The 14,842-nt window shown below is 62.9% G+C and carries 12 protein-coding genes and 1 tRNA gene; 11 read left to right on the top strand and 2 right to left on the bottom strand.

Annotation, left to right across the window (positions count from 1 at the left end; genetic code table 11):
- The first annotated feature begins 143 nt into the window (after positions 1–143).
- Positions 144–219: transfer RNA gene (locus tag EJ068_RS22805), tRNA-Phe, on the top strand.
- 214 nt (positions 220–433) lie between these two features.
- Complete coding sequence (locus EJ068_RS22800; protein WP_245463198.1) at positions 434–1,276, top strand: integrase arm-type DNA-binding domain-containing protein; 843 nt, start codon at positions 434–436, stop codon at positions 1,274–1,276.
- Between the two features lie 432 nt (positions 1,277–1,708).
- Here EJ068_RS22800 and EJ068_RS22795 read toward each other — a convergent pair whose 3' ends face one another.
- Complete coding sequence (locus EJ068_RS22795) at positions 1,709–2,368, bottom strand: TetR/AcrR family transcriptional regulator (protein WP_245463197.1); 660 nt, start codon at positions 2,366–2,368, stop codon at positions 1,709–1,711.
- Between the two features lie 242 nt (positions 2,369–2,610).
- Between EJ068_RS22795 and EJ068_RS22790 the strand changes: the two genes are divergently transcribed.
- The 7 genes from EJ068_RS22790 to EJ068_RS22760 all read left to right on the top strand — a co-directional run bounded on the left by EJ068_RS22790 (position 2,611) and on the right by EJ068_RS22760 (position 11,433).
- The gene (locus EJ068_RS22790; RefSeq protein WP_127251228.1) at positions 2,611–3,723 is read left to right on the top strand and encodes a sugar ABC transporter substrate-binding protein; all 1,113 of its coding nucleotides are present in this window, start codon (positions 2,611–2,613) and stop codon (positions 3,721–3,723) included.
- A gap of 73 nt (positions 3,724–3,796) precedes the next feature.
- Positions 3,797–4,762, top strand: a complete 966-nt coding sequence (locus EJ068_RS22785; protein WP_126079138.1) for an ABC transporter permease — start codon at positions 3,797–3,799, stop codon at positions 4,760–4,762.
- A 7-nt stretch (positions 4,763–4,769) separates the two neighbouring features.
- Positions 4,770–6,275 carry a sugar ABC transporter ATP-binding protein gene (locus EJ068_RS22780; protein ID WP_126079139.1) on the top strand — a complete coding sequence of 502 codons (1,506 nt, stop codon included), beginning with the start codon at positions 4,770–4,772 and terminating at the stop codon, positions 6,273–6,275.
- 9 nt (positions 6,276–6,284) lie between these two features.
- Entirely contained in the window at positions 6,285–7,226 is a 942-nt protein-coding gene (locus tag EJ068_RS22775; protein WP_112126082.1) for an ABC transporter permease, read from the top strand.
- 8 nt (positions 7,227–7,234) lie between these two features.
- The gene (locus EJ068_RS22770; protein WP_127250857.1) at positions 7,235–8,266 is read left to right on the top strand and encodes an alcohol dehydrogenase catalytic domain-containing protein; all 1,032 of its coding nucleotides are present in this window, start codon (positions 7,235–7,237) and stop codon (positions 8,264–8,266) included.
- A gap of 156 nt (positions 8,267–8,422) precedes the next feature.
- Positions 8,423–9,829, top strand: a complete 1,407-nt coding sequence (locus EJ068_RS22765; RefSeq protein WP_245463196.1) for an aldehyde dehydrogenase family protein — start codon at positions 8,423–8,425, stop codon at positions 9,827–9,829.
- Positions 9,829–11,433: a GMC family oxidoreductase N-terminal domain-containing protein gene (locus EJ068_RS22760; protein ID WP_127250856.1), complete on the top strand. Its 1,605-nt coding sequence runs from the start codon at positions 9,829–9,831 to the stop codon at positions 11,431–11,433. Before EJ068_RS22765 ends, EJ068_RS22760 begins: the two co-directional genes overlap by 1 nt.
- 46 nt (positions 11,434–11,479) lie before the next feature.
- On the opposite strand, the gene EJ068_RS22755 is transcribed toward EJ068_RS22760, so the two are convergent.
- Positions 11,480–12,301: an aldo/keto reductase gene (locus tag EJ068_RS22755; RefSeq protein WP_127250855.1), complete on the bottom strand. Its 822-nt coding sequence runs from the start codon at positions 12,299–12,301 to the stop codon at positions 11,480–11,482.
- A 114-nt stretch (positions 12,302–12,415) separates the two neighbouring features.
- On the opposite strand from EJ068_RS22755, the gene EJ068_RS32975 reads away from it, so the two are divergent.
- Positions 12,416–13,987, top strand: coding sequence for an acyl CoA:acetate/3-ketoacid CoA transferase (locus EJ068_RS32975; protein WP_129554869.1), 1,572 nt, complete (start codon positions 12,416–12,418; stop codon positions 13,985–13,987).
- The gene (locus EJ068_RS22745) at positions 13,984–14,754 is read left to right on the top strand and encodes an enoyl-CoA hydratase/isomerase family protein (RefSeq protein ID WP_127250853.1); all 771 of its coding nucleotides are present in this window, start codon (positions 13,984–13,986) and stop codon (positions 14,752–14,754) included. Before EJ068_RS32975 ends, EJ068_RS22745 begins: the two co-directional genes overlap by 4 nt.
- The last annotated feature ends 88 nt before the right edge of the window (positions 14,755–14,842 follow it).

Raw genomic sequence — 14,842 nt, 5'->3', positions numbered from 1 at the left:
GCGCGGCTGCGACAATTGCCCCGGAAAATCGCCCGTTAGGCGCTGGACAGCCAAGATTCCCGTGCTATAACCCACGCGCTTTCAAGGGGCGCCGCCTGGTGCCCTCGCGAAACCCGGTGGGCGCATCCCGTTAGCCGGCGCAGGCCCAGATAGCTCAGTTGGTAGAGCAGCGGACTGAAAATCCGCGTGTCGGTGGTTCGAATCCGCCTCTGGGCACCATCCCCTCTTCTCCCGACATTCCCTTTCGCCGAAGCTTCTACGCTGCGGATTCTGCAAGTGCCTGAAATCGTTGATACTTTTCTGTCAAATAGCGCATTTGAGCTGGGCCGGGAGCGCTTCGGGCGCATTTGGTCCAACGAGGCGGGGGGGGATGGTATTTCCGTTGGTATTCGACATCCTGATGGTATCGAAACAGCCAAGAGAGACCTGACAAATGGCCCTCTCCGACGTGAAATGCCGCAACGCCCGCCCCGCTTCCAAGCTTGTCAAATTATCAGACGGGGGCGCGCTGCAACTATGGGTGCAGCCCACAGGCGCTCGCCTCTGGAGGCTCGCCTACCGCTTTGACGGCAAGCAGAAACTGCTAGCACTGGGCGGCTATCCCCTTGTCTCCCTAGCCGAGGCGCGCCAGGCGCGCGATGACGCTAAACGGCTCCTGCTGGCTGGCATAGATCCTGGAAAGGAACGCAGCTTGCGGAAGGCCGATTCGGCAAAGGACTCCTTTCGCTCAATTGCGGACGAATATGTTGAGAAGCTGAAGAAGGAGGGACGTGCCGACCGGACGATCAGCAAGGTCAAAATGGCTCCTCGGCTTTGCCTATCCGACAATCGGCGACAAGTGCATTCGGGAAATCGATCCGGCCACCATCCTTACTGCCTTCGTCGCGTGGAGGTTCGCGGTCGATATGAATCGGCCAGGCGATTACGCTCCACCATCGGTACCGTGTTTCGATATGCAATCGCGACTGCGCGCGCCGAGGCAGATCCGACGATCGCTTTAAGGGGCGCGCTCATCAGTCCAACGGTGACTCCACGTGCCGCGATCACCGATCCTAAGGCCCTGGCCGGCTTGCTAAGGGCAGTCGATGCATTCGACGGACAACCAACAACCCGAGCCGCCCTGAAGCTGATGGCAATGCTGTTTCCCCGACCCGGCGAGCTGCGCGCGGCAGAATGGGAAGAGTTCGATTTCGAAAGCGCGGAGTGGATCATTCCTGAAGCACGCATGAAAAAATGGTTGGCCCGGAGGACGACGTCAAATATTTTATTTTGTTGAGTTTTTCGTGGGCAGAAATCGAGATCTTTCCCGTATCGTCCCGTATGGTTCCGGCGCTCATTCGCTCTAACCCAATTCTCAGACGAACCTACTGGTATCTGGCAGGGCGCCCAAGCCATCCTGACCGGGCCGCGTGCTGGTGCGGTAGCTGCCGCTGCTTGGTGCGGATGTCCGAATTGGGGCCGGAAGCGGAACGACTGTTTTTGGATGGCGGGGCAACGAAGCCGACCTGGCACTGGCCCAAGCAAACCACCGGGCCTGCGGAGTCGTCGTCTGTTTTTTGCCGGAACGCGTGCGCGGCATGTCGGGATACTCCGGATCTGCGCGGGCCGAGAAATATCGCGGTGGGAAGCAAAGTCCTGGAACGGGTGACGCGGTCGGCCGAAATGCGGATGACGCGGCCGTGGGGACGTCAGCGTCCCAAAGGCGATGTCATGTACTCACAAGTCTCAAAATGGTCTCGATGTTGAACTCCAGGCGTTCATTCAGAGCATCCTTATCCATCAGATCACGCTCGAAAATAATCGAACCAGTGAATCGGTTTGTCAGATAATAGTATCCGATCGCCGCGATAGTGATGTTCAACTGCACCGGGTCGATCCCCGCGCGAAAATCTCCGCTTCGAACTCCTCTTTCGAGTATGCCGGAGACCATGGCAACAAATTTTCGGGTCTCCGCCTTAATCAGCTCAGACCTCTTCACATGCTTGGCACGATGGAGGTTCTCGCTGTTTACCAAAGTGATAAACTCAGGATTCCTCAAATAGTATTGCCACGTGAACCGAACAAGGCGCTCTAGCGCATCCTTGGGTCTCAAATCGTCGAGATGAAGCTTCTGCTCGGCCGCCCGAATGTCATGGTAGGCATTCTCAATCACCGCTTGGAATAGATTATCTTTACTGCCGAAATAGTGGTAAATCATACGCTTGTTGGCGTTGGCCTTGGCCGCGATAACATCGACACGCGCGCCGCCGAGGCCGTTCTTGGCGAAATCGCTCTTCGCCGCTTCCAGAATACGAAGCTTGGTCGCTTCGGCATCCCGAAGCCGCTTCTTCTTGGCGACATTGCCTGATTTTCCGGACGTTGCGTCCACTTTGGCCGCTCCCTTGGTTCCAGTTCCAGCGTGCTGTCGACGATCGGTCATGCGCTGAAAGTCATTTCAATTGTCCAAGAAGTCAACAGGCCGTGCGCCGTGCCGCCGCTTGACTCTCACACATTCAGGAAGTAACTAGATGGTGCATTCTGCGACCAAGAGAGCGGTTTGGACGGCCTGGCTTCTCAAGGTTGCTCAATAGACGGCCCGCCCTTGCGGGCTGTCGCCAAATGGGAGGTAACATGTCGACTTTCATCAAGGATTTCATCGAGCGCGAGACCGTCAACCGACGCAATTTCCTGCTCGCCACGGCCACCGGCATGGGGGCGATGGCCGTGCCATTCGCCTTCGGCGGCGGCGCTGCCCGGGCGGCGATCAGTGACCCGGCGATCGCCTGGTCGTACCGCGACCGCGCCTCGGCTTACTGGAACTCGATCGTGTCGGGCGGCGAGGCATTCGTGGAGTCCCTCGGCACGCCCAAGAATTCCCTCGTCTCGCTGATCAACGAAGGGTCTTCCGAAAAGTCGCTGGCCGACATCAAGGCGTTCCTGGCCAAGACCGGCGGCAAGTGCGCTATCGCCTGCGACGCCAATGACAGCCCCAACGCCCGTCCGGTGGTCGAGGCTGTGCGCGATGCCGGCGCCTACATTTCCACCATCTGGAACAAGACCGACGACCTGCACCCGTGGGACATCGGCGACAATTACGTCTCGCACATGACCTGGTCGGACGAGAAGCCGGCCGAGCAGACGGCGCGGATCCTGTTCGACGCCATGGGCGGCAAGGGTGGCGTCGTGCATCTGGGTGGCATTGCCGCCAACAACCCGGCAATCGAGCGTCTGAACGGCTTGAAGAACGCCTTGAAGGACTTCCCCGATATCGAGCTTCTGGATGCTCAGCCCGCCGACTGGGACACGACCAAGGGCACGGAGCTGATGGCGTCTTTCCTGACGCGCTTCGGCGACAAGATCACCGGCGTACACTGCGCCAACGACAACATCGCCTATGGCGTGATCGAGGCGCTACGCGCCGAGGGGATCGAGAATATGCCGATCGTCGCCTATGACGGAAATCCGGAAGCCGTGAAGCTGGTGATGGATGGCAAGCTCCTGGCAACCGTCTTCACCAATCCGCACTGGGGCGGCGGCATCACGGCGGCGCTCGCCTATTACGCCGCGACCGGCGCCTTCAAGCCTTCGGAAGAACCGAAGGAGCACCGCGAATTCTACGGCCCGACGGTCCTGGTCACCAAGAAGGACGCGGCGGACTTCAAGGCCAAATATCTGGACGCCGTTCCTTCGTACAATTGGAAGGATTTCTGGGGACCGAGCAACGGCCAGATCAAGTACAAGTAATACGAAGCTCGATCGAGCGGCCCTGAAACGGGCCGCTCCTCCCTACACGGCACGCTTGGACGGGAGGCCGGAGTTGCCACGCATCCTCACGCGGGAGAACGCGATCCGCTGGGCGCCCTTCATGGTGCTTCTCGCGCTCATAGTGCTGTTCACGGCGATAAACCCCTCATTCCTGTCGCAACGCAACTTCGCGCGCATCGCGATCGCGGCGGCGCCCGCGCTCATGGTAGCGGTCGGGGTGACCTTCATCATCGTGATGGGTTCCATCGACCTTTCCATGGAGGGCGTCGTTTCCCTGACGGCCGTTCTTTTTTGCTTCCTGATGCTGGCGCTCGGCGGAACGCTCGCGTCGGGCGGCTGGATCGCAATCCCGGTCATTCTCGCCGTCGGGGCCGCGATCGGCCTGGTGAACGGTTTCATCCACGTCAAGCTGAAGATACCATCCTTCATGGCGAGCCTCGCGCTCGGATTCATCGGCACGGGCGCCGCGATCCTGCTGACCGGCGGCGACATCGTCAAATTCAACGATCCGACGTTCCGCGCCCTGCTGACCTGGCGCATCCTCGGCTTTCCGCTGATGGTCTATGTCGCGGGGCTCTGCCTCGTCCTCGCCTGGTTCATCCAATCTCAGACCCGCCTTGGGCGTTACTTTTATGCGGTCGGCGGCGGCGAGGAACTCGCCCATGCCTCGGGCGTGCGGGTGCAGCATGTGAGGATGGCCGGCTTCTCGCTTGCCGGCTTCTTTTACGCGATCGCGGCGATCCTGCAGGTGGCGAAGCTCGGCCAGGCCGAATCCGTCACCGGATCGAACTTCATGTTCATGTCCATCACTTCGGTGGTGGTCGGCGGCGTGGCGCTCTGGGGTGGCATCGGCGGCGTTTGGAACACGCTCGTCGGCGTCCTGATCGTCGCCGTCATCAACAACGGCATGGTGGTCATCGGCCTGCCCGATTTCCTGCAGGCCGCCGTTCTCGGGCTGCTGGTCATCATAGCGGTCATCCTGTCGACGGACCGGCGCGCGGTCGCGTTCGTCAAGTGAGGCCGCAATGTATGAATTGAAAGCCGTCGAAAAGAAGTTTCCGGGCGTCCATGCGCTGAAATCGGTCGACTTTTCCATCAGCCGGGGCGAGATCGTCGGGCTGGTGGGCGAGAATGGCGCTGGCAAATCCACGCTCATGAAGGTGATCTACGGCGCCTACCAGCCCGACGGCGGCGAGATGCTCATCGATGGCAAGCCTGTCCGGTTCGGCGGCCCGCGCGACGCCATGGAGCGAGGCATCGGCATGGTGTTTCAGGAGCAATCGCTGATCACCAACCTGTCCGTGATGGAAAACATCTTCCTGGGCTATGAAGACCAGTTCTCGCGCTTCGGCGTGGTCAACTGGAAGGCGATGGCCAAAGCCGCCGGGAAGCAGCTTGCAAAGGTCAAGCTCGATATCGATCCGCGCACCATCACCTCGAGCCTTTCCTTCGCGCAGCGCCAGCTTGTGGAACTGGCCAAGGTGCTGACGCTGGAGGAGCGGGTGCAGGGTCATCTGGTCGTCCTGCTCGACGAGCCCACCTCGGTGCTGGCCGAGGAAGAGGTGAAGCTATTGTTCAAGCTCGTGCGGGAGTTGACGACGCGCGCTTCATTCATCTTCGTGTCCCACCGCATGGACGAGGTGATGGAGCTCTCGGACCGAATCTACGTGATGAAGGACGGCCAGGTGGTCGATGTCGTCTCGCGCGGCGCAGCGACACCGGAGGCGATCCAGCACAAGATGGTCGGCCGCCATGTCGACAAGGAATATTACCGTGAGCAGCGGCAAAAGCCCTACGACGCGACGAGGCCGCTGGTGGAGCTGTCGGGCGTGGACCTGCCGGGACGGGTTCACGATATCTCGCTGACGCTGCATGCCGGCGAGGTCCTGTGCCTGGTCGGCACCGAGGGCTCCGGCCGCGAAGCGATCCTTCGAACAATCTACGGCATGCGCACGCCCACCAAGGGCACGCTGAAGATCAAGGGCGAGACCGTCTCCAGGCTGACCGCCCGCGCAGCGGTGGAGCGCGGCGTCGGCTATGTGCCGCGCGAGCGCAAGATCGAGGGCATCGTGGCCGGCATGAATGTCTACGAGAACATGACGCTCTCGCAAATGCCGCACTACGCGCGGATGGGCTGGCTCGACGTGGCCGACGAGCGTGCCCTTGCCCGGAAATGGATCGGCAAGCTCGCCATCAAGGCAAGCTCCGAATATGCCGACTGCGGCAACCTTTCCGGCGGCAACCAGCAGAAGGTCGTGCTTGCCAAATGGCGGTCGGGCGGCTCCGACATCATGCTGCTCGATCATCCGACCCGAGGCCTGGACATCGGCGCCAAGGAGGATGTGTACGACATGATCAGGGAGATGTGCGACGACGGGGTCGGCGTTGTCCTGGTCGCCGACACGCTCGAAGAGGCGATCGGCCTCTCCCACACCATCGTCGTCATCAAGGACGGTGAGATCCAGAAGCGCTTCGACTGCGTGCCCGGTTCCAAGCCGACGCTCTACGACCTTCTGCACTACATGATCTGAGGGGCCTCCATGGACATCCAACGCCTCAAGCCGCACTTCCCCTGGATTACCCTTCTGGTCCTGGTCACGATCGTCGGCATCGCCGATCCGAGCTTTCTCAAGCCCGCCAATCTGCTGAGCCTCGCAGGCGATATCGTGCCGCTGTTCATCATGGCGCTGGGACTGACCTTCGCGATCTACATCGGCGGCATCGACCTGTCGGCACAGTCGATGGCGAACATGATCACCGTCGTCGCCTCGGTCTATCTGGCGCCGTTGGGGATCTGGGTGGCGGCGCTCTGCATCCTTGCCGGATTCACGCTGGGAACGCTCTCCGGCTACCTGACCACCCGCATGTACGTCCCGTCCTTCATCTCCACGCTGGCCGTCGGCGGCATCTGCTTCTCGGTGGCGCAATGGCTTTCCGGCAACCGCGCCCTGAACATGGACGCCACCCAGCGCAACGAGACGTTCGGCTGGATGATCGGTCGAACCGGCATCGTGCCGCACGAGCTCTTCATCGCCATCGGCCTGCTGGCGATCTGCCTGCTCATAGAACGGCGCACGGTCCTCGGCCGGGCGCTGAAAGCCGTGGGCGCTGGCGAACTGGCTGCAGCCGCGTCCGGTCTCAACGTCGCCCGCTACAAAATCCTCGCCTTTGCGATATCCGGAGGGCTGGCCGCGGTGGCCGGGCTGCTGTTCTCCGTCAAGCTGTCGGGCGGCGCGCCGACGATCGCCAACGGCTTCCTGCTGCCGGCCATCGTCGCGGTGCTTGTCGGCGGAACGCCGCTGACGGGCGGCGTCGGCGGTGTGCTCAACACCGCGATCGGCACGCTGATCGTGGCGGTCATCCGCGCCTCGATGCTCTATTTCGGCATCGCGGCGACGCAGCAACAGATGGTGTTCGGCCTGGTGCTGATCGCAGCCATCGCCTTGACCATCGACCGCTCCAAGCTTCGCACGGTGAAGTGAGACAAGCCATGGCAACAATGCGCGCCGCCGTCCTGACCGCTCCGCACCGTTTCGATCTGCGCGAGGTCGCCGTTCCGGAAGTGGGATCCGACGATGCCTTGATCCGTGTCCAGCGGACCGGCATATGCGGCACGGACATTCACATGTTCAACGGTCACTATGCGGCCGATCGGCTGCCGTTGGTTCCGGGCCACGAGTTTGCCGGGACGGTCGCCGCGACAGGCGAGCGTGTGAAGCATATCAAGCCGGGCACGACCTGCGTTGCGGACATCAATATCGGCTGCGGCCAGTGCTATTGGTGCCGCCGCAACGAGATCCTCAACTGCCCCTCGATTACGCAGGTGGGCATCGGGCGCGACGGCGCCTTCGCCGAATATGTGTGCGTGCCGGCCAGGCTTGTCATACCGGCTCCGGACGATGTGCCGGTCGAGGTGCTTGCCCTGACGGAGCCGGTGTCCTGCGTGGTGCGCGCCGCGCGCAAGGCGCAGGCGAGTTTCGGCCAATCCGTGGTGATCCTCGGCGCCGGGCCGATCGGTAACCTTCACGTCCAGATGATGCGCCTGTGCGGCGCCGCGCCAATCATCGTCGCCGACCTGTCGGAAGACCGTTGCCGCCTTGCCCTTGAAGCCGGTGCGGACGCAGCCGTCGCCGATCCCGCCCGGCTTAAGGCGGAGGTGCTGAAAAGGACCGGCGGGCGCGGCGCGGATCTCGTGATCGAGAGCGTCGGTTCGCCGCGGCTTTACGCGCTCGCTTTCCAGCTCATCCGCAAGGGCGGTCATGTCGCTTTCTTCGGCCTCAGCGGACCCAACGACACAGTGCCGGTCGACATCCTTCGCACCATCCTCGAGGAGAACAGTCTCAAGGGCTCGGTCGCCGGCATGGGCGAAGACATGCACGATGCGCTGACGCTCTTGTCGCATGGCCGCTTCCGAACCGAGGCGTTCACACGCGCGACCTTTCCGCTCGACGACATCCAGCGCGCCTTCGAGACCCTGGCCGAGCGGCCCCGGGATCTCAAGACGCAAATCATATTGAACTAGGCGCCGGCGCGACCCGCTTGCCAAGAGCAGCGGGCGGCCGGCGCACCGCCAGAACGGAGGCATTCCATGCTCGATTTCACCGACCGCGCACCCCTGCCGGATGCACCACGCGAATTCGGGTTCTGGTCGGACGGGTCCTGGCGCTAGGGCGGCGCTTTGTTCGAGCGCCGGTCGCCGGGCCACGGTGTGCCGGTGACGCTCACGCCCAGATGCACGGTGGACGACCTCAATGCCGCCGTCGCGGCGGCGCGCCGCGCATTCGAGGATCGCCGGTGGGCCGGACTCTCAGGCGCCGACCGCGCGGCAGTGCTTCTGAGGACAGCCGAAATCCTGCGCCGCCGCCGCGACGAAATCGCCTATTGGGAAGTCCTCGAGAACGGCAAGCCGATCTCCCAGGCGCGCGGCGAGATCGATCACTGCATTGCCTGCTTCGAGGTCGGCGCGGGCGCCGCGAGGCTGTTGCATGGCGACAGCTTCAACAGTCTCGGCGACGGTCTCTTCGGCATGGTGCTGCGCGAGCCGGTCGGCGTGGTCGGGCTGATCACGCCCTGGAATTTCCCATTCCTGATCCTGTGCGAGCGCATTCCCTTCATCCTTGCCAGCGGGTGCACTGTCGTCGTCAAGCCTTCGGAGGTCACGTCGGCGACCACGCTGCTGCTCGGCGAGATCCTTTCCGAAGCCGGCGCGCCGGACGGCGTCTATAACGTCGTCACCGGATCTGGCCGGACGATTGGCCAGGCTCTGAGCGAGCATCCCGATGTCGACATGCTGTCCTTTACCGGTTCGACATCCGTCGGACGCTCATGCGTCCATGCGGCGGCCGATTCGAACTTCAAGAAACTCGGCCTGGAACTGGGCGGCAAAAATCCGATCATCGTCTTTGCGGACAGCGACCTCGAGGACGCGGCGGACGGCGCGGCCTTCGGCATAAGCTTCAACACGGGCCAGTGCTGCGTGTCGTCGAGTCGCGTCATCGTCGAGCGCTCGGTCGCCCGCGAGTTCGAGGAAATCCTTGCCGCCAAGATGGCCAGGATCGTCGTCGGCGATCCGCTGCAGACGAAGACGCAGGTGGGAGCCATCACCACCGATGCGCAGAATTCGACCATCCTGAGCTATATCGACAAGGGCAAGGCCGAAGGGGCAACGCTTGTCGCCGGCGGGCAAGCGCTGGATCTCGGCGGCGGTCAGTATATCGCGCCGACACTGTTTTCCGGGGTTAGGCCCGCAATGTCGATTGCCCGCGACGAAATCTTCGGGCCCGTCCTGTCGTCCTTCCATTTCGACACGGTCGAGGAAGCCATCGGCCTCGCCAACGACACGGTGTATGGCCTGGCTGCCAGCGTGTGGACAAAGAACATAGACAAGGCGCTGGTGGTGACGCGGCGCGTGCGCGCCGGGCGGTTCTGGGTGAACACGATCATGGCCGGAGGCCCGGAAATGCCGCTCGGCGGCTTCAAGCAGTCCGGCTGGGGAAGAGAGGCCGGAATGTACGGCGTGGAGGAGTACACACAGGTGAAGTCCGTCCACATCGAGATCGGCAAGCGTGCGCATTGGATCAAGTGATGACGACAGGTTTCGACTATGTGATCGTCGGCGCAGGCTCTTCGGGCTGCGTTCTTGCCGCGCGCCTGTCCGAGAATCCGGCAGTCCGCGTCTGCATAATCGAGGCCGGAGGCAAGGACAGCCATCCGCTGATCCATATGCCGGTCGGCTTCGCCAAAATGACCACCGGACCGCTCACCTGGGGCCTGGTGACGGCTCCGCAGAAGCACGCGGACAATCGCGAGATCCTCTACGCGCAGGCAAAGGTGCTGGGCGGCGGCTCGTCGGTCAATGCCGAGGTCTACACCCGGGGCCACGAGACCGACTACGACCGCTGGGCGAACGAGGAAGGCGCGGACGGCTGGGCGTTCAAGGACGTGCGCAAGTACTTCCTTCGTTCCGAGGGCAACAGCATATTCTCCGGCAGGCTCCACGGCACCGACGGACCGCTCGGGGTGTCGAACATACCCGATCCGAACGTCGTCTCGCGCGCCTTCGTCCAGAGCTGCCAGGAATACGGGCTGCCCTATAATCCGGACTTCAACGGCGCGAAGCAGGAAGGCGCCGGCATCTACCAGACCACGACGCGCAACGCCCGCCGCTGCTCGGCCGCCGTGGGCTATCTCAAGCCTGCCCTGGCGCGCCCGAACCTCACGCTGATCACGGGGGCGCTGGTCCACCGCGTCGTCTTCAAGGGCCGCCGCGCCGTTGGCGTCGAATGCTCGGTCGGCGGCTCGCTGAAGGTCATAAATGCCGACAGCGAAGTGCTGGTCACCTCGGGAGCGATCGGAACGCCGAAGCTGATGATGCTGTCCGGTGTCGGCCCTGCGGATCACCTGCGTCAACATGGTATCGAGACGATCCAGGACCTCCCGGGCGTCGGGCAGAACCTCCAGGATCATTTCGGCATCGACATCGTGGCCGAGCTGAAAGGCCACGATTCACTCGACAAGTACAACAAGACGCACTGGATGCTGTGGGCCGGCATTCAGTACATGCTGTTCAAGACCGGACCGATAACGTCGAACGTCGTCGAGGGCGGCGCCTTCTGGCATTCCTCGGGGAATCATGCCGGAGCGGTTCCCGATCTGCAGTTCCACTTCCTGGCCGGAGCCGGCGCGGAAGCGGGCGTTCCGTCGGTCCCGAAGGGATCGTCCGGCATCACGTTGAACAGCTACACGCTGCGCCCGAAATCGCGTGGGAGCGTGACGCTCCGTTCGCCGGATCCGCGCGACAATCCGGTTGTCGATCCCAATTTCCTCGCGGACCCGGACGACCTCAGAGTGTCGGTCGAAGGCATCAAGATCAGCCGGGAGATATTCAATCAGCCTTCGCTGCGAAAATTCATCAAGGAACTCCGTTTCCCTGACACAAATGTGCGCTCGCAGTCAGACTATGAAGCCTATGCGCGACGCTACGGCCGCACCTCGTATCACCCGACCTGCACCTGCAAGATGGGGAATGATGCGATGTCCGTGGTCGACCCTCAACTGCGCGTGCACGGGTTGGATGGCATCCGCATCTGCGATAGCTCGGCAATGCCGTCCCTGGTCGGCTCGAACACCAATGCGGCGACTATCATGATCGGCGAGCATGCGTCGGACCTGATCCGAGGCAACCGCTAGCATTTGCGGGTCACCTCGGATCTGCTCGCTCTTCCTGTTCGCGCGCTCAGGCGTCGAAATCCGGCGCATAGGGGATCAGCCGCTTGCCGACAACGCGATAACCGACGGCATTCATGGCGTCGATGCGCCCCATGTCGATACTCGACAAGGTGAAGTCCATCACGTCGAAATTGGAGCGGATGTTGTCCGGCTTGGTGGACATCGTGTTGATCGGCAAACCCTTCTGCAGGATCCAGCGCAGCACGACCTGGGCGGCCGACTTGCCGTATGCGGCGCCGATATCGGCGAAAAGCGGATGCTTGAAGACCTCGCCGCGCGCGACCGAGCAGTAGGACGACAAAGGGATACCCGTTTCACTCGCGGCCGCCAGCAGCTTGCGCTGGTCAAGCAGCGGATGGAATTCCACCTGATTGGTCACGAGCGGCACGCCGGTGATCTGCCTCGCCTGGCGCATCATCGCCGCTGTGTAATTCGAAACGCCGATGGTGCCGGCGAAACCCCGCTCCTGAGCTTCCTGAAGCAGTTCCAGGGAAAGCTCGATATCGCCTCCCGGCGTCGGCCAGTGAAGCAAAAGGATGTCGACGCGATCCAACCTCAGATCCCGCAAGGACTGTTCGACGGACGGCATGAACCGTTCCGGCGAGAAGTTCTCCACCGTGACCTTTGTCGTGATGCAGAGCTCGTCCCTGGCTATGCCGCTCTCGGCCAAGGCCAGGCCCGTGTCGGCTTCATTGCCATAGCCCTGAGCCGTGTCGAACGCGCGGTAACCCGCATCGATCGCAGCCGCGATCGCCGCGCGCAGCGTATCCCCCTTAAGAGGGAAAGTTCCAAACATCCGCTGGTTCGCCTTCTGGAACATGATGTTCATAAAAATCCTCCCGCTGGTTGCCGTCGGCGCGGAGCTTGCCTTGCAAGCCGCAGGCGGCTATATCACGTTTATAACTATCTAGTTACTTATTGCCAAGCCTTATGGAGAGGTAGCGTGAGCAAGGTCAGGTCCGCAGCGGAGGCTGTCGCCGCGATAGGCGACGGAGCGGTGGTAGCGGTCAATTCGTCGTCCGGTCTGCTTTGCCCGGATGCCGTGCTGGAAGCCCTTGGCAAACGTTTCGCGGCCGAAGGGGCGCCGCGCAACATCACCACCATCCATCCGATTGCCGCCGGCGACATGTTCGGCACCAAGGGGGTCGATCACATCGCCCTGCCGGGCTTGATCAGCCGCATCATCGGCGGCTCATATCCCTCAGGACCGACCAACGCCGAGCCGCCGCTGATCTGGCAGCGTATCCTTGCCGAGGATGTGGCGGCCTGGAACTTCCCCTCCGGGATCGTGTTCGACATGCTGCGCGAGGGCGCGGCGCAGCGTCCGGGTGTGTTGACCAAGGTCGGCATGGAGACATTTGTCGATCCGATGCTCGAGGGCGGAGCCATGAACGCTTCGGCCCGGAAGGCGCCGATCGTGCGGCGCGTCGAGTTCAACGGCGAGACCTGGCTTCACTTCCCTCCCCTCCGGCCGGATGTGGCGATCATCCGCGCGACTACCGCCGACGAGAAGGGAAACCTCACCTTCGAGCAGGAAGGCGCGACGCTTGGCGCCATGGAAATGGCGCTTGCGGCGCGCAACTGCGGCGGCATCGTCATTGCCCAGGTCAAGCGCGTCGCGGCTCAGGGCACGCTGCGGCCGCATGATGTGCATGTGCCCGGTATCCTGGTGGATTTCATCGTCGAGGCGCCGGACCAGCTGCAGACCACGGCGACCGCTTATGACCCGGCCATATCGGGAGAACTGTTCCGGCCGCTGCACACATTCCGTACCCCGGAATACAATGTCTCCAAGGTCATCGCGCGTCGCGTCGCGCAGGAGCTTCGAGCGGGCTGGGCAGTCAATATCGGCTTCGGAATCTCGGCCAACGTGCCTCGCATCCTGATCGAAGAGGGCCTGCACGGCGCCGTCACCTGGGTGATCGAGCAAGGGCCGGTGGGCGGCGTGCCGTTGCTCGACTTCAAGTTCGGCTGCGCCTCCAACGCGGAAGCCTTCGTCGCCTCCCCGCACCTTTTCACCTACTTCCAGGCCGGAGGCTTCGACTGCTCCTTGCTGTCGTTCCTCGAAATCGGCTCCGACGGATCCGTCAACGTCTCGCGGCTTTCCTCGACGCCGCATCGCACCGCCGGCGCCGGCGGCTTCGTGGACATCACCTCGCGGGCGCGCAAGATCGTGTTCTCCGGCAACTTCAACGCCGGCGCGAAGATGCGGCTGGAGAACGGCAAGCTGGTCATCGACAAGGAAGGCAAGGTCGCAAAGATCGTCCCGAAGGTGGACCAGGTCAGCTTCTCAGGCGCGCGCGCCGTCAGCCAGGGCCAGGACGTCACCTATGTGACGGAAAGATGCGTCATCCGCCTGACCGCCGACGGCCTGGTCGTCACCGAAATAGCCCCCGGGCTCGACCTCGAGCGCGATGTCCTGCGGCAGGCGGCGGCTCCTCTCGTGGTCTCGCCGGCACTGAAGCTGATGGAGGCGGCGCTGTTCCTCGACCAGCCGATCGGGTTGCGGCTGTGAGCGATCCCCGCCTCGACCTCAGCTTCGACGGAGCGGTCGCGCGAGTGACCATCCGCCGGCCTGAGAAGCTCAACGCCCTCGATGCCGCGATGGTCGATGCGCTCGTGCCGTTGTGCAGGGCGGTGGAGCGTTCCGCGGCGAAGGTGCTGATCCTGACCGGCGAGGGCGAGAAGTCGTTCTGCGCGGGCGGCGACGTCGCCGCCTGGAGCGCGCTCGATCCGGCGGAGTTCGCGCGCCATTGGATCCGCGACGGCCATGCCGGCTTCGACGCTCTCGCCAGGCTTTCGCAACCGGTCATTGCCGTCCTCAACGGCCATTGCCTTGGCGGAGGCCTGGAGCTTGCGGCCTGCGCCGACTATCGGATCGCCGAGGCCCACGCCCGCATCGGTCTGCCTGAAACCGGCCTTGGGATCACACCGGGCTGGTCGGGCACCCAGCGCACGGCTCGCCGTTTCGGCACCCAGTTGATCCGCCGCATGTCGCTCTTCGGCGAGGTCTATTCCGCCGACGAGGCCTTGAGATTGTCGCTTGTCGACAAGGTCGTCGGCAAGGGTGACGGCCTCGCGGCGGCCGAACAACTTGCCGCTATCGTCGCAGGCCGGTCCGCTACCGCCACGGAGCTCGCCAAGATGCTAATCAACGCTGCCGAAGGCGAGGAACGGGAGCGTGTCCTGGATGCGTTTGCCGGACGTATCGCCGCCGGCAGCGACGACCTACGGGCGGGCCTGGCTGCCTTCCGGGAAAAGGGCCTCCGGTCGAGAGATTGATCTCGAGCCCGATCTGAACGCAGTAGAAATCTGTTTCGCAGGGCGGCGGTTGACCACTCAACAGCCCTCGAACGTGGCATATCCGTAC

Source organism: Mesorhizobium sp. M2A.F.Ca.ET.043.02.1.1, assembly GCF_003952405.1.
In the GTDB taxonomy this organism is placed as follows: Bacteria; Pseudomonadota; Alphaproteobacteria; order Rhizobiales; family Rhizobiaceae; genus Mesorhizobium.
This window is presented reverse-complemented; position numbering and strand designations above follow the sequence as displayed.